We start from the raw sequence: 22,125 nt of genomic DNA, 5'->3' as shown, positions 1-22,125 counted from the left end.
TGGTGATAACATGAAAAATGCAGGAAAACGATTAGAAGATATCAAAAACGGCTATACTCTTGACGAACACAATATATACCATTGTAACTTTTGTGATGCCTGTTTCGAAGATGGAGAAATATTTCCAATTGATGGACATTTTTATAGAGCACAAAAGGCTATGGAAATGCATATAAAGAAAGAACACAGTTCCGTATTTGTACAACTACTACAGTTGGATAAAAAGAGCTCTACAGTAACTGATGTACAAAAGAAATTGTTACAATATATGTACGAAGGTAAAAGTGATAAAGAAATTGCGGAACTTACAAATACGAGCCCTTCAACTGTACGTCATCAACGCTTTGTATTCAAAGAAAAAGCAAAACAGATGCGCATGTATTTGGCATTATATGAATTGTCTTTGGAAGGTTCCTTTGATGATTTAATCGATGTACATGATGATGCACGTGGTGTCGATGAACGCTTTGTGGCAACGCTTGAAGAACAACAACAAGTATATGATACGATGTTTGTTTCACAAGACCCATTGCGTTTGAAACAAATTCCCGCAAAAGAAAAGAAAAAAATCATGGTGTTGAGAAGAATCTGTGAAGAACTTGAACCTCATCGTGTATATACAGAGAATGAACTCAATGAGTTCTTAAAAGGAATATATGAGGACCATGTAACACTTCGACGTTATTTGATTGAATATGCATTCTTACATAGAACACAGGATTGTACAAAGTATTCAATGGATGCTAACGCCATATAGAAACGCAAAGACTCTTGCGTTTCTTTTCTTATGTAAAAATAGAAAGTATACACGAAGTAAATCGAAAAAAGGGAGAAGTTGTGTTATTATATTGAGGGGGTGAAATCATGTCATTTAAAATAGGAATTTGTGATGATGAACAGTATTATATAGATGCTATTAAAGAGATTGTTAAAAATCATTTTAAAAATAGTGGTGTTAAATATAGCGTGCACGAATATCATAGCGGTGAAGAACTTTTGGATGCCGACGATGCTTTGGATTTGTTATTTCTTGATATAGAGATGGAAGAAGCTAGTGGAATAGATGTAAAGAATGCATTCACACTCTTCTCAAAAGATTGTAGTATAGTGTTTGTAAGTAATTATGAACAAAGAATATATGATGCATTTGGTAAAAATGTAGTAGCTTTTATAAATAAAACAAATTTATCCAAAATTGAAACTACATTGGATAAGTTTGAAAAGGAACATAATGAACATAAGATAATAGAAATCAGTGGTTTTACACTCGATACTTACGACATCCTTTATGTAAAAGCAAGTGGTTCGTATTCTAGTGCATATACGATGAAAGATGAATATATGTGCTGTGTATACTTAAGAGATTTCTTTCAACGTTTAGCAAGTAGTTCTTTTATAAAGGTACATAGATCGTATGTTGTACATATGAAATACATAAAGAGTATAACGAAGGATCGTATTACTCTAGTTAATAATGTAGAAATACCGATTTCTTATAAATACAGATCAGAAGTACCTTTGAAGTATTTTTCTTATATCAGGAGGAATAGTTCATGAACATCCCTGAATTAGTATGCTTGTTTTTAAATGATATTTTGAGTATATTTACAAATTTCATACTTGTTGTTTTTATATTTCACTGTAAGCTATACTTTCATAAGAAAAAAATTTTTGTATGGGGAATTGTTTACCTAACACTTATTGGCATTTGCTTTCCAGGCGGGACTTTTTCTCTTATGATAGTAAACACTTTTTCATATATCGTGCTTTTGTACCTTATGATGGATGAATCAAGATTGAGGAAAATCGTTTTTATTATTTTATCTTTGATACTGATTTTGTTTTTAGGAGTTTTAGTAGAAATTTTTCTGAATAAGGAAAGTGATACATTAGTTACTATTGAATCTTTGATTGCCACAATAGTGACGTTGTTTATTGTTGTAGCTATGATAATTTTGAAGATGCTTGCTACAAATAAGTATATGAATTATTTTAATGAAAAAATTTCATATGTACACATACAATTGCTCATATGTTTATCTGCAGGCATATTTCCACTATTCATAATCAATATATTTGGAGAATCACTTTCTAGAAATTCAGTTATCGTTATTATGGTGTCTTCGCTTCTAGCTATTGCGGCTAGTTTTATTTCTGCGTTCTTCTATTTAAAAAAAGAACAAGAAAATAGCAACTATAGAAATGAAATTATTTTAAGAGATAGATTAGCAGAAACTGAAAAAGAATATTTCGATAGAACGGTGGAGGAGTATAAAAAGTTAAGACTTTTTAAGCATGATATTAGTGGGCATATACATATGGTAGATAGCCTACTTGAACAAGAACAGTATACAGAAGCAAAAGAATATGTAAATCAATTAAAGGGTAGAACACATCCAAATGTTTTAAGTCAGTGTAGTGATGTTTATATTGCATCTACATTGAATCAATTCCTAAATCAACTGAGTGAGAACCAAATTGAATTTGATCTTGTGTATGATTTATTAAAACCTTTAAAAATGGATAGAGTAGATATTTGTTCACTTTTTTATAATCTAATGAAAAATGCTATAGAAGCTTCTATGAAGTGTGAAAGTCGCAAAATTTCACTTCAAATTGATAGGGTGGGATATCATGTGCATATACATTTGGAAAATTCAGTTCATTCTGGTTTCACGATGGATGAATTAGATGTGGGTACTACTACGAAAGACAATAAACATAATCATGGTTTTGGATTGGAAAACATTCATCATATCATTGAAAAACATAATGGAGATATAAGATATGAATATCAGTCACAAAAACTTGAGACAAGCATAATCTTATTAGATGCTGTTTTAGATATGTAGTGTTTATGTATAAAATAATATAGAATTTTATAACTGTTCATTCACAGCAATTTCTTGAAATTCACAAAGAACAAATAGTCTATATGATATTTTTGAGTTATTATACCTTTATGAAAGGGAAAGTAATTGTGATGTATCTTATCAATGATATGCTATCTTTATTTGTATATATGAGAGATACGATAAATTCTTCTATGTTTATATTATGGTATTACTAAGGAAGAAGATAGGGTGATAGAATGAAAAAAATCAAGCTTTTAAGTTATGGGACAATTGTATGGTTGATAGTTTTTCTAATTGATTATGTTGTTCATTTGTTTCAAATAGATAGAAGTGGGGTAGTTACCACTCTTACTGGTCTTAAAATAACAACTACGATGACATCTACAGAATTATTTACAAAGTTCTCACTTACATTACAAACCGTTATTGTTTATGTTTGTTTTATTGTGATTTGGATGATCCTTTGCAGTGTTTTGCAAGCAAAGAAAAAACATATTGCATAATTGTATAGTTTACAGAGGCTTTTATTCTCTAGGATTACATATGCTAGGTTACCATTATCATTAGGAAACGCAAAGGCTCTTGTGTTTCTTTTTTTTACGCTTTTACAATAGCCAGGAAATTGGTATAATATAGCCATTGATTAAAGAAGAAGGTGAACTTATGCTACAAGATACGATTGCGGCTATATCAACAGCTGCTGTTGATGGGGCAATTTCGATTATACGATTAAGTGGTGATGATGCGATAAGAATCGCAAGTACAATCACTTCTGTAAAGGTTATGGATGCTACAAGCCATACCATTCATTATGGGTTCGTTATAGATCCTATTACCAAGGAAGAAGTAGATGAAGTTTTAATATCTGTATTTCGTGCACCTAAGACGTTCACCCGTGAAGATATCGTAGAAATAAATTGTCATGGAGGTCGTTTTATTACGAAGAAAATTTTACAAATTCTTCTATCACAGGGAGCAAGATTGGCAACTCCAGGTGAATTTAGTAGACGTGCCTTTCTAAATGGTCGTATTGATTTGACGCAGGCGGAAGCTATCAATGATATGATTCAAGCGGATACAAATGAAAGTTCAAAATTAGCGATACAAGGAATTAAGGGAAGTGTAAAAAAACTATTAGAACCTTTGATTGAGAATATGTTGAATATGATTGCCAATATTGAAGTGAATATTGATTATCCTGAATATGATGATGTAGAACAAATTACAAGCGATATTCTTTTGCCAAAGGCAAAGGAGTGGCTAGATGAAATAGATCGAATATTAGCAAATGCACAAAGTGGACAAATTATAAAAGAAGGTATTAATACAGCAATTGTTGGAAAACCAAATGTAGGTAAGAGTAGTTTGTTGAATGCCTTATTACAAGAGGAAAAAGCAATTGTAACCGATATTGCCGGAACTACAAGAGATATCGTAGAAGGAAGAATACACTTACAGGGACTTACTTTAAATTTGATTGATACTGCGGGTATTAGAGAAACAGAAGATACAGTAGAAAAAATTGGAATTGAAAGAAGTTTGAAGGCAATTGAAGAAGCACAATTAATCCTTGTGCTGTTGGATGAAAGTCAAGGATTGGATGAAGAGGATGAACAACTCCTAGCATTAACAAAAGATAAAACCAGAATCGTTGTATATAATAAAAAAGATTTATATTCAGATGGAGAAGGTATAAGAATCAGTGCTATTCAAAATGACATTCAAGAACTCGTTGATGAGATTCATAGGATGTTTGATAAGCATCAGATCGTTATCGAAGAACCTATTCTTGCGAATGAACGTCAAATATCTTTGATGATGAAATCTAAACAATCCATGATGCAGGCAATACAAGCTATGAAGGATGGTGTTGCGTTAGATTTGTTAGAAATCGATATTCAAGATGCATATACATCTCTAAAGGAAATTTTGGGAGAAGTACATCGAGAAGATTTATTAGATACTTTGTTTACCAATTTCTGTTTGGGAAAATAACGTTAGAAAAGACCATGGGTTCATGGTCTTTTTCATAATTGGAAGGCATCATCTAAGGTGTTTAGTACTTTATGTAACAAAGGAATTTTGATATAGAAAGAAGTTCCTGCATGAAGTTTGGATTCTACAGATATGGTACCATGTAGTTCTTTTACAATCATATGAACGATATATAATCCAAGTCCACTTTTATCTGAGTCATTATCTCGTTTTGAGTAAAACCTTTCAAAGATATGTGGAAGGTCTTCTTCCTGTATACCTACACCACTATCTTTAAATACAACATGTACAAATTCTTCATCACTCGATACAAGTACAGTGATTACACCATCGAATGGTGTAAAGCTTAAAGCATTATAAAATAAGTTTTCTAATAGGATACTTACTTTTTCATTTTGAGCATAAATCATACAATCATTCTCTAATAATTGTATTTGGAAATGGATTCCTAAAGCATCTGCTTCTGGACAATTTTCATCATAGAAGGATTGAAGTAATTCATTTATAGATAGGGCTTCATTTATACCCTTTGTCTTATCCAATTGTGTAATTTGTTGTAAGGATGATATTCGCTCACTCATCAATTGATTCTTGCGTTCAATGGAGTGTAGATAGTTACGAATTTCATTATCTAGATGAATATCATTTTGTTCTATCAATCGAGTATAGTTTTGGATGGCACCCAAAGGTGCTTTTAAGTCATGTGCTACATCGGAGAAGAAGGCCTTCCTTTCTTCTAGTAAATGTTCCATTTCTTTTGTTCTTTGTTCGATAGCTTGTTCAAGATGTTCGTTTAATATTAAATTATCTTTCATTAAGATACGGTTACGCTTTAAAACAATCATTAAGTAAATTAAGATAATAATGAAGCTTCCATATTCTGCTTGCCAACATCCATATATTGGTTCAAACAAATTATTGAAGAAGAAATTGAAGAGTTGTGTAATAGAGAATATAGTTCCACCCGCAAGGATATATATTGCATATGCATTCTTGCTTTTGAAGGCGAAGTAAGCACAGTAGAATAGGTATAATGAACTAATCCACTTAAATATGTCAATAAATGAACCGTATGCATTAATTAGTTGCTTATGGTTAGGTAAGAAGAGACCAGGAATTATGATTACGCAAGCAACGACGAGTATGCTAATTGGAAGGATGCATTTTCTATAGAGAAAATGCTTATCTATTTTGACAATGGTTGCGCACAATTTTAATAGTAGAGCGATACTTAAGAAGTTTAAAAAATCTTCTAAACGATATGCTATGGTGGAATATGAGGATAATAATGTATGAACGATAGGATAAAGGCAATATAAGGAAAAGCTTAAACACATATATGCAAATATAGTGAATACACTGTCTTTATCTTGACTTCTTAATGTAATTGCGAACAAAAATAGAATAAGAGAAAAGATAGCCATACCGATATAAATTGTATGTTGAATGAAATTCATGCGTTGGATCGCTTGTATGGTGCCAATTGCGAATGGATAATAGATACCATCATAGTAATGCTTACTATGATGTATGTGTATTAGTATTTCCGTTTGTTCATTGTTTCCAAGAGATAGGATATCTCCTGTATATGCATCTTGTAGCTGTCCATTTATGTATAAGGAATACTCTGTGAAAATCTCGGGAATCTTTATAAAAATTTCTTGTGTAGCTTTTGTATGATTTATCACCATGCGGTATGTACCCTTGGTAATGTTCTTGCCTTTCATAAGGGAAAAATTAGGATATTGACCAATGAAGATATAATGAGGAATTGGTTTCAAACGGAGTAGTTCTTCTGGATTATAAATTTCATTTTGATAAAATTCCCAATCATCAATTAAAAAGATTACTCTTTGATCAATCATATCTTTTTCTGTAATTTGAATATTTCCACTTTTTCCATAGGGGGCATTCATTTCATATTTGTTGTCATGAAAAAAAAGAAAAGAAAAAAGAGTACTGATAAGCAAAACGGAGACAGTTATTATAATGGCCGCTTTTGCTTTCATGTACTCATCAATCCTTTCTTACATCGTATTCACAAAACATATAACCTTTTCCCCAAACCGTTTGTATAAAATGATGCTCAGGGAAAGATTTGTCCAATTTTTTTCGAAGGTGAGCAATATGTACTTGTACTGTTTGAGCATTCTCTATATCTGGCATTCTCCAGATTAATTGATAGATTTGTCCAATCGTAAACACACGTTTTGGATTTTTTATTAGCAATACTAGAATGTCAAATTCAAAGGAAGTTGTAATAATTGCATGATGGTTTAAATGTACACTTCTTGCGTCTAAGTTAATAACTATAGGGTCAGACTGGATAAGTTTTATATTTTTATCATCATGATTATGTTGGCGAATCCTAGCGTGAATACGCAACTCTAACTCCCTTAAATCGTAAGGTTTTATCATGTAATCATCGCCACCACAAATAAATCCTTGTTCAATTTCTTGTTTTTCTATTAAACTGGTTAGGAAGATGATAGGTGTATTTGTAATTTTCTTTATTTTTTCACATACATCATATCCGCTTTCTTTTTCCAACATGATATCTAAGATGATACAATCTATTGCACAAGTGGAAATTAAATTCATACATTCTTGTGAATTTTGGGCACAAAGCACACGAAAACCTTGTTTCATTAAATATGTTTTGTTTGTGATTTGAATATCCACGTCATCGTCCACTAATAATACTTGATACATGTTAACATTCTCCTGTCATAGTTCTTTAAAAGCATCTATTTATATAGGATATTATAACACATACTTTCGTGAGAACCTATCTACTCCGTGATAATACAGCACTGTCCTTTAATAGAAGCACCTTTTTCAGTTTTTAAAAAACAAGCTGAAAGATTTCCTTCAATTGATGTATTTGGCATAAGGAGTAGGTCTCCTTTAATATTTATATCGCCTTTGATATATGCATCGCAAGATAGGGAAGATCCGCTCACATTTCCAAAAACTTTTGTGTTGCTTAATAGTTCTAATGTATCTGTAACCGTAATGTTCCCTGTAATAGTCGCATCATGAATGAATGTATTTGTCGCAGTTACATCTCCCTTAACGCTACCATTATCCATATGGATATCTCCACTGCATGAGATATTTCCTTCGACATTTCCAGAGATGTACAAATCCCCATCCACTTCAAGGTTTCCTTGTATATTTGTAGTTTCACTAATAACTGTATTAGCTACTTTTACCTTTTTTGATTCTTCAAAGCTAGATTCTGAAGAATGTATATCTTCTTCTGAATCTATCACTTCTTCGTCTATGGAGTACTCAGTTACAGCTTCCATAAATATATTGTCTAATACTTTTTCGTTTTCTGCATCTTCTATTTCTATTTCGCTTACCGTGGATTGGTCTTCTTGTTCTGCGAAAAGTTTCTTTTGTCTCTCATACCATTTCATAGTGTGATTTCCTCCTAATATTTCATCATCCTTATTTTATCATGCAATAAATAATATGAATAAGAAAATTCAAATTCTTAAAACATTTTTAAAAAATGAAGACATATCCAAGCCGGATATGCCTATAATTTCTATTTAGAACCAGAAGACGTTATGAAAATCTGTCCTTTTAATATGGCACCCTTTTCGCTCTCTAGTGATTGCGCTTCAATATTCCCTTCCACAACAGCGTTCTTTGATAAGCAAACTTCGTTACTTATTTTTAAGTTTCCAATAATTTTACCATTGTTTATGATATCGTTAGAAACGATATCCCCTTCAATGTTTGTTTCATTTACAACTTCAAGATTTCCACTGCATTGAATATTTCCTTTAATTGTAGCGTGATCAAGTCGTGCATTTGAACATTTGATGTTTCCTTCTACACTTCCATCGATTTTTAAATCTCCACTACATTCCACATTCCCAACAATTTTCCCTGACATCACTAAATTTCCTTGCACTTTTAAATCCCCAGTTAAAACCGTTGATGTACTAAATACAGTGTCTACTTTTACTTCATCTACACCATAAGTTTCATTTTCGACGTTATACATTTTCATTTCTCCTTGTATGTTTTTTAGATAGACGTAGTCATTTTCGCGATATCCTTATAAAATAAGGGTTTTAAGTCATGGCTACATGTGAATTAACTGTCTTTATTTTACCATAAATATAGTGAAATAAAAGGAAAATTATTGATTTTATACGACAAAATACTATGTGAAATAAATAAATTGAAAAGGTTTGTAAGATTATCTTCATATTTTTAACAATTTATATTACAATAAAGTCATAAATAAAGGAGACGCTTTATGGAATATAATATGATTGACACGCATTGTCATATCACTTGTGATGCATTATATGAGCGAATTGAAGAGGTTTTGAAAAATGCAATCGAGCATTATGTGACACGATTGTTGATAGTTTGTACAAACTTTGTAGAATATGAGCGTGCAGTATTGTGGAAGGAGAAAGGATATCCATTAGATATTGCATTAGGGTTTCATCCAAATGACTTGTACGCTTTCAAAGAAGAGGATTATGAGCGCTTAGAAAGTTTGTTGTCTGAAGATAAGCTTATTGCATTAGGTGAGATAGGACTCGATTATCACTGGGATGATGTGGAAAGAGATGATCAAAAGGTTGGGTTTAAAAGGCAAATTGAAATTGCACAAAAGTATGATAAACCAATTTTGATTCATATGCGTGATGCAACGCAGGATACCATAGAGATTCTGAAATCTTATGCACCGTGCAAAGGGATTATGCATTGTTACAGTGGTAGCTTAGAAACTGCGAAAATATTGATGGGATTAGGGTTGTATATATCTTACGCAGGACCGCTTACGTTCAAGAATTCCAAAGGTGCAGTGGAATGCGCTAAGGAAATACCGCTTGATCGATTGTTTGTGGAAACAGATTCTCCTTATTTGACACCACATCCTCTTCGTGGAAAACAAAATGAACCAATGTATGTGACACACACATTTGAGAAGCTTTGTGATATTAAAGGTATGGACGAGGAAGAATTAAGTAGGCAATTAGAAAAGAACTATAGCAAGTTATTTGCGATAAAGGGCGCTAGCATGATAAAATAATGCTACCAGAGGTAAAGACTATGAAGAAAAAAAATATGCTAACAATTCACATGTTGGGCGAGTTTACAATTGAAAATGAATACAATCGATTTCCAAAGGATCGCAAAAAGAGTGTTCAGGTTATCATTTTAATTGCATATTTAATCGCACATCGTCAAAGTATGGCTACAAAATCAGTGTTAATGGACGTGTTATGGCCAGATCATGATATTGATAATCCAGAAGGAGCACTTCGTAATTTAGTATACCGTGCAAGAAAAGAAATGTCTTTGTTTTATCCGGATGATAAAAAGAAGAAATGCATTATCTCAAAAGGAAATGCGTATGCATGGAACACAGAGGTTCCTCAAATCATAGATATCGATGATATGGAAGTTTTATGTGAACGTATTGTGAATCAAAAGAATATAGAAGATATTCGTATGGATGCTTTACAACTATGTTCTAGATATAACGATAGTTTTATGTATGAGTTTTCTTCTGAGGCATGGGTAAGAGACTTACGTGAACATTATCATAGTATGATGTTACATGCGGTGGAAAAAGCTTGTAAATTATATATGGAAGAAGAAAAATATGAGTATATTATAGAAGTTTGTAGTTATATTGACTTCAAACAGTTCTATCATAGTAGTGTTCATGAGTGCAAACTTTTTGCGTATTATAAATTAAATCAAATAGCTTTAGCAATTTCCTATTATCATCGTGTAGTAGATATGTACTATAGCAATATGGGTGTAAAACCAACCAATCGTATGAAGGAAATTTATAAGCTATTATCTGAGAAATCTTTACAAAATTCATTAAGTGTTACATCATTGGAAGAAAATTTAAATGAAACTCGTAATAATACAGGAGCTTTCTATTGTGACTTTGAAATCTTCCGCAATATCTATCAAATCAATCAACGTTCTGCACATCGTTCCACACGTGCAAAATATTTGGTACTTTTAACACTATCTAGTGAAGAAGAAACATTGAGTAAAACGCATTTTCAAGAAGAGGCAGATATTCTACACAAAGTCATCATGGAAGATTTACGTAAAAATGATGTGTACTCAAAGTGTAATAGTACACAATTTGCAATTATCGTAGCAACCTCTAAATTGGAAGGTTGTATGAAGGCAATTGATCGTATTGTCAGTAAGTTTGAAATGAAAAAGAAACATAGAGAAATCAATTTGACGTTTGATATTCGAGATATTATCTAGTAACTTTTAGATGATATTTGTTATAATAAAAACACATCAAGGAGGATATGAATATGAAAATAGCAGTAGCTTGTGATCATGGTGCATTTGAGTACAAAGAAATTGTCAAAGGCATGATGAAAGAAATGGGACATGAAGTTGTTGATTTTGGGACAGATAGTTGTGCATCTGTGGATTACCCAGATTATGCAGGTCCTGCCGCAAAAGCTGTAGCAAACAAAGAATGTGATCGTGGTATTGTCATTTGTGGTACTGGTATAGGGGTCAGTATTGCAGCCAATAAAGTAAAAGGAATTCGTTGTGCATTATGCAACGATCCATTGAGTGCAAAACTTACAAGAGAACATAACGATTCCAATGTACTAGCAATGGGACAACGTATCATTGGAGAAGAATTGATGAAAGAAATTGTGCGTGTTTGGATGAATACTGAATTCTCACATGATGAACGTCATCAAAGAAGAATTGATAAAGTAAGTGCATTAGAAAAATAAAAGAAAGGAATTCATAGTATGGCAAGTTGGAATCCCTGGCATGGATGCCATAAACTGAGCGCAGGATGTCAGAACTGTTATGTATATCGCATGGATGCAAGACGCGATAAAGACAGTTCCATTGTCACACGACTGAAGAATTTTCAATATCCAATTCAAAAGAAAAGAGACGGCTCTTATAAGATACCTTCTGGTACCATAGTCTATACCTGTTTTACCAGTGATTTTTTTGTGGAAGAGGCGGACGCATGGCGTGATGAAGCGTGGGCGATGATAAAAGAGCGTGAAGATCTTTTCTTTTTTATGATTACCAAACGCATTGATCGACTGGAAAGTTGTGTTCCACAGGATTGGGGCAATGGGTATGAGAATGTAATGATTTGTTGTACGATTGAAAATCAAGAACGTGCAATTTATCGAATGCCAATTTATATGAAGGCAAAGATTGCACATAAGTCAATTATCTGTGAACCATTATTAGAGGATATTGATTTAACACCATGGTTGGATAGTAGCATTGAACAAATAACGGCTGGAGGGGAAAGTGGAATGGAAGCAAGAATCTGCGATTATGATTGGATACTACATATTCGACAACAATGCCTTGAAAAAGATATTAAATTCTACTTTAAACAAACAGGTGCAAAATTTAGAAAAGATGGCAAATTATACCGTATTCTAAGAAAGGATCAACACCATCAAGCGCGTAAAGCGGGTATTGATTATCATGCGGATTATCCACAATATAAATAAAGGAGGCATTATGAAGGGGATTAATGAAAAATTAGTTAGAGTCACAAAAGGATTGGAACTTGCGATTGCGGTACTGTTGATTGTTGCGATTACAGTGTCGGCAATATATGTTGTTTTCTATGCAGGGAATGCATTAAAAGAAGGAAGCTTTCAATTGGAATCGTTTATGAAAACAGTATTGACTTTGGTTGTGGGGATTGAGTTTGCAAAGATGTTGATTTTACATACACCAGAATCTGTACTAGAAGTGTTGTTGTATGCGGTTGCCAGACAGATTGTTATTTATCATGATAGTGCTTTGGAGAATTTGGTGGGTGTATTGGCTGTGGGTGTTATATTTGTGATCCGTAAATATCTAAGTAAAGAGAAGAACGAGGGAGCTTAATATGGGACACTTTGGATTTCCTATGTAGGTCTAGTGTATATGTTGATGTTATTCATACCCAATCTTATGTGGGCGAAGCGCATGCCACAAGGATATGATGCAGATGGGGAATCGAAGGCGTTACAATATTTTGAACGAGTTGGAGAAGTATGTGTAAGCGCATGTGCTATTTGTTTCACCGATTTTAATATACATGTGATTACTATGAATTCTATTTGGCTACTGCTTTCTTTTGGATGTATGTTATTGTATGAAGGGTACTGGATTCGCTACTTTAGAAGTGAGCGCACGTTGAAAGATTTTTATTGCTCATTTGCAGGGATACCTATTGCGGGAGCGAGCCTTCCGGTGATCGCATTTTTACTATTAGGGATCTATGGAAATGTCATCTGGATGATACTTTCTGCACTTATATTAGGTGTTGGACATATCGGAGTTCATATGCAACATAAGCGTGCTTTAGATAAATGAAAGAAAATGCGATTATTTTCATAAAATTTATGAAAATTTTTGCGAAGAATATGATAAAATAAACTCATTGAACGGAGGTCAAGGTATGAATGATAAGTTAATTCAAGAAGCAATCGAACAAGAAGCGAAGCGTCAGCTGTATAATATTGAGCTGATTGCATCAGAAAATTATGTATCCAAAGATGTATTAGATGCGGCGGGAAGTATTCTTACGAATAAATATGCGGAAGGGTATCCAAGCAAACGTTATTATGGTGGATGTGTGAACGTAGATGTCATTGAAGAATTGGCAAGAAATCGCGCAATGGAATTGTTTGGGGCAGAACATGCCAATGTACAACCACATAGTGGTTCTCAAGCAAACATGGGTGTTTACATGGCACTTTTACAACCAGGTGATACTGTGCTTGGGATGAACTTAACGGCTGGTGGACACTTGACACATGGTCATCCATTGAACTTTAGTGGAACACTTTATGACTTTGTGGATTATGGAGTACGTGAAGATGATCAAACCATTGATTATGAAGATGTACGTCGTGTAGCTTTAGAAAAGAAACCTAAATTGATCGTTGCGGGAGCAAGTGCATATCCTCGTACCATTGATTTCAAGAAGTTTAAAGAAATTGCGGATGAAGTAGGAGCTTATTTCATGGTAGATATGGCACATATTGCAGGTTTAGTTGCGGCTGGATTACATCCAAGTCCTGTACCTTACGCAGACTTTGTGACTTCTACTACACATAAAACATTACGTGGGCCACGTGGTGGAATTATTTTATGTAAAAAAGAACACGCGCCATTACTAGATAAAAAAGTATTCCCAGGAATGCAAGGTGGTCCTTTGATGCATGTGATTGCGGCGAAAGCAGTATGTTTCCATGAGGCAATGCAACCAGAATTCAAAGACTATGCTGCACAAGTAATCAAGAACTGTAAAGTGATGTCTGATACATTACAAGCAGAGGGTTTCCGTGTTGTGAGTGGTGGTACCGATAACCATTTGATCTTAGTGGATGTTAAATCAAGCATTGGAATGAATGGAAAAGTGGCAGAACACTTACTTGATGAAGCGGGTATTACATGTAATAAAAATACTATTCCATTTGAAACTGAGAAACCATTTGTAACGAGTGGAATTCGTTTGGGAACAGCAGCTATGACAACTCGTGGGTTCAAAGAAGAAGAGTTTAAACAAGTCGCATTATGGATTTCAAAAGTACTAAAAAATGCGGATAATGAAGAGTTAATCAAAGAAGTACATAAGGAAGTATGTGCGTTAACAGAGAACTTTCCATTACCAAACGAAAAATAAAATTACCTAAGGCTATCGAACGGATAGCCTTTTTTGTAATTAGTTCTTTCTGTAATCATGAAAAAACTGTATAAAACAGGCAAAAACACATATAATCATGATATAATAATGCCGTGAAGTATTTTTAATAGAAGGAGAAGTTTATTATGTTAAATGTATTAAAACATCCTCTGATTACGCATAAATTAACACAAATGCGTAAGAAAGAAACTGGTACAAAAGACTTTCGACAGAATCTTGATGAGATTGCAGGTCTTATGGCTTATGAAATCACAAGAGATATACCTCTAGCGGAAGTGGAAATTGATACACCGGTTGCGACCTGTAAGACGTATTCTTTGGAAAAAGAAATCGTATTGGTACCAATTCTTCGAGCAGGACTAGGTATGGTAAATGGGATTTGTAACTTGATACCAACCGTAAAGATTGCCCATGTAGGGTTGTATCGTGATGAAGAGACATTAGAACCTCACACGTATTTCGAAAAGTATCCTAAAGAAATTGATGATGCTGTCGTTATGATTGTGGATCCAATGTTGGCAACAGGTGGTAGCGCGAATGCGGCAATTTCTATGGTGAAAAAACAAGGAGCGAAGAATATTCGTTTGGTATGTTTGGTTGGAGCTCCTGAAGGAGTTGCGGCAGTAGAAAAAGAACATCCAGAAGTGGATATTTATCTAGCTTCATTAGATGAAAAGCTAAATGAAAAAGGATATATTATTCCAGGTCTTGGAGATGCGGGAGATCGAATCTTCGGTACGAAGTAGTCTATGAAGTGGGCGATTAAGTGGCTCGCGACATTTACACTTAGCTGTTTAATTGCGGCTGTTGTAGGAGTTTGGTTAGATGAGTTATTACATACAGCTCCCTGTATGATACTCGTGTTTCTAGCCTATGCAATTGGCGGTAATTTTTATACTCTATGGAAGGAGTTGAGCAAGGATGAATGAATTGCAACGTATGAATCAAAAAATCAAAGTTTTAACCTTCATTTTAATGGGTGTGGCAATGATTGTTGGTGCCATTATCGCTATGATGTGGAACCATAACATCTATAAGGTTGTAGGTGGTGTAGCAATTGGAGCTTTGGTCGGATTGATAGGTTTTCAAATGATTTCTCGTATGACAAAATCGATTGAATATGCAGGGAATGCCCAAGCAAGTGGATACTTTGGATACATGATGCGTTACCTCATGTATGGTCTTGTATTTGCGGCGAGTATTTTTTGTGGAATCAATGCTTTTGCTTTATTAGCGGGGTTTACTTGTCATAAGATTGCTATCATTTTCTATAGTTTAAAAACAAGAGAGGAGGATGATTAGTGGCATTTGATATTACCATCGCAGGATTACACATATATATCCATGAATCTGTATTTAATTGGCTCGTCTTATGTTTGCTCTTTAGTATATTCTTTATACTTGCTGGTAAAAGAATAAAGAAAGCAGACCCTAAGGTAGCTCCAAAAGGATTCCTATTGTTATGTGAAATTGTTGCTGGTCTTGGTAAGGGTATTATTTCGGACAATTTACAAGATCGAACAAAATACTATCTACCATTTTTTGGAACATTGATATTTATGATGGCACCAAGCAATTTATTGGGATTGATTGGATTACAGCCACCAACAAGTAATTTAAGTGTAAATATTACATTGGCATTGATGATGTTCTTGTTGATTCATTATACAAGCATCAAAGAGAATGGTCTTAAAGCAAAATTAAAAGGCTGGTGTGAACCATTTTTCTTGTTCTTACCAATGAATATATTAGGAGATTTGGCATTACCGATTTCCTTATCACTGCGTTTGTTCGGGAATATGTTAGCGGGAAGTATCATCGTTGGGATGGTCTACTCACTATTGAAAGGATTTATGCCTTTTGGAGCTGTAGGATTGGCAATTACACCATTCTTACACGCATATTTCGATATATTTTCAGGTTTAATACAAACCTACATCTTCTTTACGATTGCCAGTTTCTTTTTATCAGATAGTATGGCAAGTGATGAAGATTAAAAATTGAAAACTATAAGGAGGAAAATAATATGGAATTCAATGAATATTTTGTACAAGGTATGGCGGTTTTAGGTGCGGGTATTGCAATGATTGCTGGTTTAGGTCCTGGTATTGGTCAGGGTATTGCCGCAAGTAAAGGTGCAGAAGCTGTTGGTAGAAACCCAGAAGCTGCTGGAAAAATTCGTAGTATCATGGTACTTGGTATTGCCATGGCAGAGACAACTGGTATTTATGCCTTAATTATTGCCTTGATTTTAATTTTCGCAGTATAACAAACTACAAGTTAGGAGGGTTTGATACATATGGATATTAATATATCAAATTACCTGCGTATTGATCTTGTGGATGTTATTCTTGTCTGTATTTCTACTTTGATCTTGTGCCTGGTAGCGAAGCATTTCTTCTGGGACGTTATTTTGGATTATTTTAAGAAACGTCACGATATGATAGCTGCAGATATTCAAGCAGGAGAAGATGCTAAAATTGCTGGTGAAACTTATAAGGCACGCTATGAAGAACAAATGGCAAGTGCGAAAAGTGAAGCACATGAGATTGTAGAAACAGCAGTCAAACATGCTGGTGAAGAGAAGAAAGAAATAGTAGCCAAAGCGAAACAGGAAGCGGAACATATCAAAGCGAAAGCACATCAAGATATGGAACGCGAAAAAGTGCAGGCGCAAAGCGAAATGAAACAAGCTGTTGTAGATGTTGCCTTTGAAGCTGCGAAGCAGATTGTCAAAAAAGAAATTGATGAAGACAAACAAAAATCTTATGTGGATGATTTTATTGAACATGTAGGTGAAGACAAATGGCAGGATTAGTTGCGAAGAATTATTGTGAGGCAATTTTTTCTATTGCTTTGGAAGATAAAACTTTGGATTTGTACAAAGAACAGTTGCAATTTGTGGATGAGACAATGGCAGAAGCAGATTTCTATACCATTCTTTCACATCCTAAAATTTCACGAGCAGAAAAAAAAGATGTACTAGAAAAAGTATACGCAAAAGATTTGGATGCAACGCTTTTAAATTTCTTGAAGCTTTTGATTGATAAAGGACATTTTCGTTCCTTACATGATATCGTAAAAGAATACATAAAAAGCTACAACGAAGTAAATAATATACAAGTCGTTTATGTACGTAGCGCCTCTGTTTTGAAAGAAGATGAAATACAACGTTTAATCAAAGCGTTGGAAAACAAGCTTCATAAGAAAATAGATTTGCGCCTTTGCGTAGATGAAGACTTAATTGCGGGAATCCGTGTAAAAATAAATGATGAAATTATAGACAATAGCGCAGTTTCTAGATTGGAACGTATGCGCAAAAGTGTCTCATTGACAAAAATTTAAGAAAGTGAGGTGAATGCAGTGAGTTTAAAGCCAGAAGAAATTAGCAAGTTATTAAAAGAACAAATTCGTCGTTATGATGATGAAATAGAAGTTGGTGAAACAGGAACAGTGATCACGATTGGTGATGGGATTGCCTTAGTATATGGACTTCGAAATGCCATGGCTGGTGAACTACTGCTGTTTCCCCATGATGTATATGGAATGGTGCTGAATCTTGAAGAAGAACATGTAGGTGCTGTTTTAATGGGAAATGATACAGGAATTAAAGAAGGCGATGAAGTTCGCCGTACTGGTAAGATTGTTGAGGTTCCTGTCGGAGATATGATGCTTGGACGAGTTGTAAATGCTCTAGGACAAGCAATCGATGGTGGAGAAGCTATAACAAGTGATACATATCGTCCAGTAGAACGTGTGGCTCCTGGTGTTATGACACGTAAAAGTGTACATCAACCATTACAGACTGGATTAAAAATTATTGACTCTATGATCCCTATTGGAAAAGGTCAACGTGAGTTGATTATTGGAGATCGTCAAACTGGTAAAACTGCCATTGCGATAGATACCATCATTAACCAAAAAGATCGTGGAGTATATTGTATCTATGTTGCGATTGGACAAAAAGCTAGTACCGTTGCGCAAATCGTAGAAAAATTAAGAAGTCATGATGCAATGTCTTATACAACCATCGTATCCTCTACTGCAAGTGATGCAGCTCCTTTACAATACATTGCGCCTTATGCAGGTTGTGCAATTGGTGAAGAATGGATGGAACAAGGAAAAGATGTCCTAATTGTATATGATGATTTAAGTAAACATGCGGTAGCTTATCGTACGATGTCCTTATTGTTGAAACGTCCACCAGGACGTGAAGCATATCCAGGAGATGTATTCTATTTGCATAGTCGTTTGTTGGAACGTGCAGCGAAATTAAATGATGAATTAGGTGCAGGAAGTTTAACTGCATTACCAATCATTGAAACACAAGCTGGAGATATTGCGGCGTATATTCCAACCAATGTAATTTCTATTACAGATGGGCAAATCTTCTTACAGAGTGAATTGTTCAATAGTGGAGTTCGTCCTGCCGTAGATTCAGGTTTATCTGTATCACGTGTTGGTAGTGCGGCTCAAATAAAAGCAATGAAACAAGTAAGTGGTTCATTGAAATTAGAACTAGCACAGTATCGTGAAATGCAAGCCTTTGCGAAATTCGGTAGTGATTTGGATGCAGTAACGAGTGAAACATTGGCACATGGTGAACGTCTAACAAAACTATTGATTCAAAAACAATACGATCCAATGCCTACAACGCATCAAGTCGTATCCTTGTTTGCGGCAAAGAATAAATATCTACGTGAAATTAGCGCAGAAAAAGTAGAACTATACGAAAAAGAAATGCTCAAATTCATGGTTCGTGAACATCAAGAACTTCTTCATGAATTGGATGAAAAACAAAGCATTGATGATGCACTTAGCGCATCACTTAAAACAGCTCTAGATACTTTTGCGATAGAATTCAAAAATGTATTGGAAGGGTAGATTATGGCAGCGGGTAAGTTAGCCATTAAGGCACGTATTCGATCTGTTGAATCTACACAGAAAATTACAAAAGCGATGCAATTGGTCGCATCTAGTAAGTTAAAGAAACAGAAACAGTATATGGAAGAAAATCGCGAATATGCGTACTATCTAAAAGAAACTGTTCAAGAAATCTTATCCACAATAGAAAACAATGACCATCCTTTCTTAACACAACGAGAAGGAAAGACTTGTACGATTGTATTTACAAGTGATATGGGATTGTGTGGTGGTTACAACGCCAATGTATACCGAATGCTAGAAGAAAGTCATGATGATGATATTGTGATGATTGGTGGTAGAGGAAATGGTTGGATTCGTAACAAAGATTTCAAAGTGGTACAATCTCTTGTAGAAATGGAAGATGATTGTTATCAGGAACTTTCTGCTTTGGCAGATAGTGTTTTAGAGAACTATCGCAATGGAGAAATTGCGAGTATCCAAATTTTATACACTCGTTTTGTGAACCCTGTAACCTTTACACCAGAAATTGTGAAACTTCTTCCTGTTCAAAAAGAAGAACGTGTTAGCGAAAAAACTGGTGCAAAAGCAATCACAGAATTTGAACCTGCGGGTGATAAAATATTAAATACACTGATTCCACTGTATTTACGATCATTGTTATACAGTTACTTTTTAGAAACCAAGACAAGCGAACAGGCGAGTCGTAGAATGGCGATGGAAAGTGCAACAGATAATGCGGATGAATTAAAAGAAACCTTGGAATTGGAGTTCAACCAGGCAAGGCAAGCCGCAATTACCCAGGAAATAACGGAAATTGTTGGTGGTGTAAATGCCATGGAAGGAGCGAATACATGAGTAAGAATATAGGTAAGATAGTACAGGTTATTGGACCTGTCGTAGATATTGTGTTTGAAGATGGAAATCTACCACAATTGTTAGCGGCGATTGAAATTCCACTAAAAGATCAGGAATCTTTGGTTGTGGAAGCTGCGCAACATATTGGAGATGACCGTGTACGTTGTATCTCAATGGGAAGTACCGATGGATTGGTACGAGACATGGAGGCAATTGATACAGGTTCACCAATTAGTGTTCCTGTTGGAAAAGAAGTATTAGGACGTATGTTCAATGTCTTAGGGCGTGAAATTGATGGATTAGGTAAAGTAGAAAAGTGTGAATATTTACCAATTCATAGAAATGCCCCAACCTTTGATGAACAACAGACTTCGGCAGATATGCTGGAGACTGGTATCAAGGTTATCGATTTATTATGTCCTTATGCAAAGGGTGGTAAAATCGGTTTGTTTGGAGGAGCAGGGGTTGGTAAAACCGTGCTAATTCAAGAACTTATTCACAATATCGCAAAAGAACATGGTGGTATGTCTGTCGTTACTGGAGTTGGGGAGAGAACCCGTGAAGGAAACGATATGTATCACGAAATGAAGGACAGCGGAGTCCTTGATAAAACAGTACTTGTATATGGACAGATGAATGAATCACCAGGAGCTAGAATGCGTGTTGGACTAACAGGTCTTACTATGGCAGAATACTTCCGTGATCACGATCATCAAGACGTATTGTTATTTATTGATAACATCTTCCGTTTCACACAAGCAGGAAGTGAAGTTAGTGCCTTACTAGGACGTATGCCTAGTGCCGTAGGTTACCAACCAACACTTGCGACAGAGATGGGACAATTACAAGAACGTATTACATCTACAAAAAATGGTTCTATTACATCTGTGCAGGCAATCTATGTGCCTGCGGATGACTTAACCGATCCAGCTCCAGCAACTGCCTTTACGCATCTTGATGCGAAAACAGTATTGGACCGTGATATTGCGGCTTTAGGAATTTATCCTGCAGTGGACCCATTGGAATCAAGTTCACGTATTCTAGATCCACTAGTAGTAGGAGATGAACATTACGCAGTAGCACGTGGTGTACAAGAGATATTACAACGTTACAAAGAACTACAAGACATCATTGCCATTCTTGGTATGGATGAATTGAGTGAAGAAGATAAGATTATTGTAAACCGTGCACGTCGTGTTCGTAACTTCTTATCTCAACCATTTAACGTAGCGGAAGTATTCTCTGGTATTAAAGGATGTTATGTATCAAGAGAAGATACCATTCGTAGCTTCAAAGAACTTCTAGAAGGAAAATATGATCATTTACCAGAAATGGCATTTATGTTCGTATCTACCATCGAAGATGCGGTTGAAAAAGCCAAGACATTAGAAGGATAGCCTATGATCAAGATTAAGATCATAACTCCAGTAGGTCTTTACTTAGAAGAAGAAATAGAATCTATCAACGTAAAGACAGTGGAAGGATATCGTACCATTCTACCAAGTCATATCCCATTGGTCGCAATGCTTGATACATGTCGTTGTACTCTAAAAATAAATGGAACTAGTCATAGCTATGCTTTGGCTGGTGGTTTATTACAAATTAACGATAATGAAATGAGAATTCTAACCGATGCGATTGAAGGAAAAGAAGAAATCGATTTAGAACGTGCAAGACGCTCTAAAGAACGTGCGGAAAAACGTCTGGCAAAGAAAACTGAAGAAATTGATTTGAAGAGAGCGGAAATCGCTTTAGCCAAAGCAATTAACCGAATTAAAATACGCGAAGAACACTAAACAGTGTTCTTTTTCTATA

Annotated in this window: 27 protein-coding genes; 23 read left to right on the top strand and 4 right to left on the bottom strand. The window is 34.8% G+C overall.

What is annotated here, in order from left to right; all coding sequences use genetic code 11:
- Positions 1-10: 10 nt before the first annotated feature.
- From ACWG0P_RS03665 to mnmE, 5 genes are all read left to right on the top strand, one after another.
- Complete coding sequence (locus tag ACWG0P_RS03665) at positions 11-757, top strand: DUF2087 domain-containing protein (protein ID WP_455800525.1); 747 nt, start codon at positions 11-13, stop codon at positions 755-757.
- A 107-nt stretch (positions 758-864) separates the two neighbouring features.
- Complete coding sequence (locus ACWG0P_RS03660; RefSeq protein WP_455800524.1) at positions 865-1,557, top strand: LytR/AlgR family response regulator transcription factor; 693 nt, start codon at positions 865-867, stop codon at positions 1,555-1,557.
- 239 nt (positions 1,558-1,796) lie between these two features.
- Positions 1,797-2,852, top strand: a complete 1,056-nt coding sequence (locus ACWG0P_RS03655) for a sensor histidine kinase (protein ID WP_455800523.1) — start codon at positions 1,797-1,799, stop codon at positions 2,850-2,852.
- Positions 2,853-3,091: 239 nt separating this feature from the next.
- Positions 3,092-3,358, top strand: a complete 267-nt coding sequence (locus ACWG0P_RS03650; RefSeq protein ID WP_455800522.1) for a hypothetical protein — start codon at positions 3,092-3,094, stop codon at positions 3,356-3,358.
- 160 nt (positions 3,359-3,518) lie between these two features.
- Complete coding sequence (gene mnmE / locus ACWG0P_RS03645) at positions 3,519-4,850, top strand: tRNA uridine-5-carboxymethylaminomethyl(34) synthesis GTPase MnmE (RefSeq protein WP_455800521.1); 1,332 nt, start codon at positions 3,519-3,521, stop codon at positions 4,848-4,850.
- Positions 4,851-4,882: 32 nt separating this feature from the next.
- On the opposite strand, the gene ACWG0P_RS03640 is transcribed toward mnmE, so the two are convergent.
- The 4 genes from ACWG0P_RS03640 to ACWG0P_RS03625 all read right to left on the bottom strand — a co-directional run bounded on the left by ACWG0P_RS03640 (position 4,883) and on the right by ACWG0P_RS03625 (position 8,871).
- The gene (locus tag ACWG0P_RS03640; protein WP_455800520.1) at positions 4,883-6,766 is read right to left on the bottom strand and encodes an ATP-binding protein; all 1,884 of its coding nucleotides are present in this window, start codon (positions 6,764-6,766) and stop codon (positions 4,883-4,885) included.
- Positions 6,767-6,866: 100 nt separating this feature from the next.
- Entirely contained in the window at positions 6,867-7,562 is a 696-nt protein-coding gene (locus ACWG0P_RS03635) for a response regulator transcription factor (RefSeq protein ID WP_455800519.1), read from the bottom strand.
- A gap of 80 nt (positions 7,563-7,642) precedes the next feature.
- Complete coding sequence (locus ACWG0P_RS03630; protein ID WP_455800518.1) at positions 7,643-8,275, bottom strand: polymer-forming cytoskeletal protein; 633 nt, start codon at positions 8,273-8,275, stop codon at positions 7,643-7,645.
- 131 nt (positions 8,276-8,406) lie between these two features.
- A complete protein-coding gene (locus ACWG0P_RS03625) occupies positions 8,407-8,871 on the bottom strand; it encodes a bactofilin family protein (RefSeq protein ID WP_455800517.1) in 465 nt (154 codons plus the stop codon).
- Positions 8,872-9,129: 258 nt separating this feature from the next.
- Between ACWG0P_RS03625 and ACWG0P_RS03620 the strand changes: the two genes are divergently transcribed.
- The 18 genes from ACWG0P_RS03620 to atpC all read left to right on the top strand — a co-directional run bounded on the left by ACWG0P_RS03620 (position 9,130) and on the right by atpC (position 22,106).
- A complete protein-coding gene (locus tag ACWG0P_RS03620; protein ID WP_455800516.1) occupies positions 9,130-9,918 on the top strand; it encodes a TatD family hydrolase in 789 nt (262 codons plus the stop codon).
- Between the two features lie 20 nt (positions 9,919-9,938).
- Positions 9,939-11,129: an AfsR/SARP family transcriptional regulator gene (locus ACWG0P_RS03615; protein WP_455800515.1), complete on the top strand. Its 1,191-nt coding sequence runs from the start codon at positions 9,939-9,941 to the stop codon at positions 11,127-11,129.
- A 53-nt stretch (positions 11,130-11,182) separates the two neighbouring features.
- Positions 11,183-11,623 carry a ribose 5-phosphate isomerase B gene (gene rpiB, locus ACWG0P_RS03610; protein WP_455793217.1) on the top strand — a complete coding sequence of 147 codons (441 nt, stop codon included), beginning with the start codon at positions 11,183-11,185 and terminating at the stop codon, positions 11,621-11,623.
- A gap of 18 nt (positions 11,624-11,641) precedes the next feature.
- A complete protein-coding gene (locus ACWG0P_RS03605; protein WP_455800514.1) occupies positions 11,642-12,376 on the top strand; it encodes a DUF5131 family protein in 735 nt (244 codons plus the stop codon).
- A gap of 10 nt (positions 12,377-12,386) precedes the next feature.
- Positions 12,387-12,761, top strand: a complete 375-nt coding sequence (locus ACWG0P_RS03600; protein WP_455800513.1) for a transporter — start codon at positions 12,387-12,389, stop codon at positions 12,759-12,761.
- Positions 12,762-12,800: 39 nt separating this feature from the next.
- Entirely contained in the window at positions 12,801-13,232 is a 432-nt protein-coding gene (locus ACWG0P_RS03595) for a hypothetical protein (RefSeq protein WP_455800512.1), read from the top strand.
- Positions 13,233-13,317: 85 nt separating this feature from the next.
- Positions 13,318-14,547, top strand: a complete 1,230-nt coding sequence (gene glyA / locus ACWG0P_RS03590) for a serine hydroxymethyltransferase (RefSeq protein ID WP_455800511.1) — start codon at positions 13,318-13,320, stop codon at positions 14,545-14,547.
- 146 nt (positions 14,548-14,693) lie between these two features.
- Positions 14,694-15,314: a uracil phosphoribosyltransferase gene (upp, locus tag ACWG0P_RS03585; RefSeq protein WP_455793222.1), complete on the top strand. Its 621-nt coding sequence runs from the start codon at positions 14,694-14,696 to the stop codon at positions 15,312-15,314.
- A gap of 3 nt (positions 15,315-15,317) precedes the next feature.
- Complete coding sequence (locus ACWG0P_RS03580; RefSeq protein WP_455793223.1) at positions 15,318-15,497, top strand: AtpZ/AtpI family protein; 180 nt, start codon at positions 15,318-15,320, stop codon at positions 15,495-15,497.
- Positions 15,490-15,870 carry a hypothetical protein gene (locus ACWG0P_RS03575; protein ID WP_455793224.1) on the top strand — a complete coding sequence of 127 codons (381 nt, stop codon included), beginning with the start codon at positions 15,490-15,492 and terminating at the stop codon, positions 15,868-15,870. The genes ACWG0P_RS03580 and ACWG0P_RS03575 overlap by 8 nt, the downstream gene beginning before the upstream one ends.
- On the top strand, positions 15,870-16,565 hold the full coding sequence (gene atpB / locus ACWG0P_RS03570; protein WP_455793225.1) for a F0F1 ATP synthase subunit A: 696 nt from the start codon (positions 15,870-15,872) through the stop codon (positions 16,563-16,565). The genes ACWG0P_RS03575 and atpB overlap by 1 nt, the downstream gene beginning before the upstream one ends.
- A 29-nt stretch (positions 16,566-16,594) precedes the next feature.
- The gene (gene atpE / locus ACWG0P_RS03565; RefSeq protein WP_455793226.1) at positions 16,595-16,837 is read left to right on the top strand and encodes an ATP synthase F0 subunit C; all 243 of its coding nucleotides are present in this window, start codon (positions 16,595-16,597) and stop codon (positions 16,835-16,837) included.
- A 30-nt stretch (positions 16,838-16,867) separates the two neighbouring features.
- Positions 16,868-17,386, top strand: coding sequence for a F0F1 ATP synthase subunit B (atpF, locus tag ACWG0P_RS03560; protein ID WP_455793227.1), 519 nt, complete (start codon positions 16,868-16,870; stop codon positions 17,384-17,386).
- The gene (gene atpH / locus ACWG0P_RS03555) at positions 17,374-17,913 is read left to right on the top strand and encodes an ATP synthase F1 subunit delta (RefSeq protein ID WP_455793228.1); all 540 of its coding nucleotides are present in this window, start codon (positions 17,374-17,376) and stop codon (positions 17,911-17,913) included. The genes atpF and atpH overlap by 13 nt, the downstream gene beginning before the upstream one ends.
- Before the next feature lie 18 nt (positions 17,914-17,931).
- Positions 17,932-19,452, top strand: coding sequence for a F0F1 ATP synthase subunit alpha (gene atpA / locus ACWG0P_RS03550; protein ID WP_455800510.1), 1,521 nt, complete (start codon positions 17,932-17,934; stop codon positions 19,450-19,452).
- Positions 19,453-19,455: 3 nt separating this feature from the next.
- The gene (atpG, locus tag ACWG0P_RS03545) at positions 19,456-20,310 is read left to right on the top strand and encodes an ATP synthase F1 subunit gamma (RefSeq protein ID WP_455793230.1); all 855 of its coding nucleotides are present in this window, start codon (positions 19,456-19,458) and stop codon (positions 20,308-20,310) included.
- Complete coding sequence (gene atpD, locus ACWG0P_RS03540; protein WP_455793231.1) at positions 20,307-21,707, top strand: F0F1 ATP synthase subunit beta; 1,401 nt, start codon at positions 20,307-20,309, stop codon at positions 21,705-21,707. Before atpG ends, atpD begins: the two co-directional genes overlap by 4 nt.
- A gap of 3 nt (positions 21,708-21,710) precedes the next feature.
- Positions 21,711-22,106 (top strand): ATP synthase F1 subunit epsilon, encoded by a 396-nt coding sequence (gene atpC / locus ACWG0P_RS03535; protein WP_455800509.1) that lies wholly within the window; start codon positions 21,711-21,713, stop codon positions 22,104-22,106.
- The last annotated feature ends 19 nt before the right edge of the window (positions 22,107-22,125 follow it).

This window comes from Amedibacillus sp. YH-ame6 (assembly GCF_053848845.1).
This window is presented reverse-complemented; position numbering and strand designations above follow the sequence as displayed.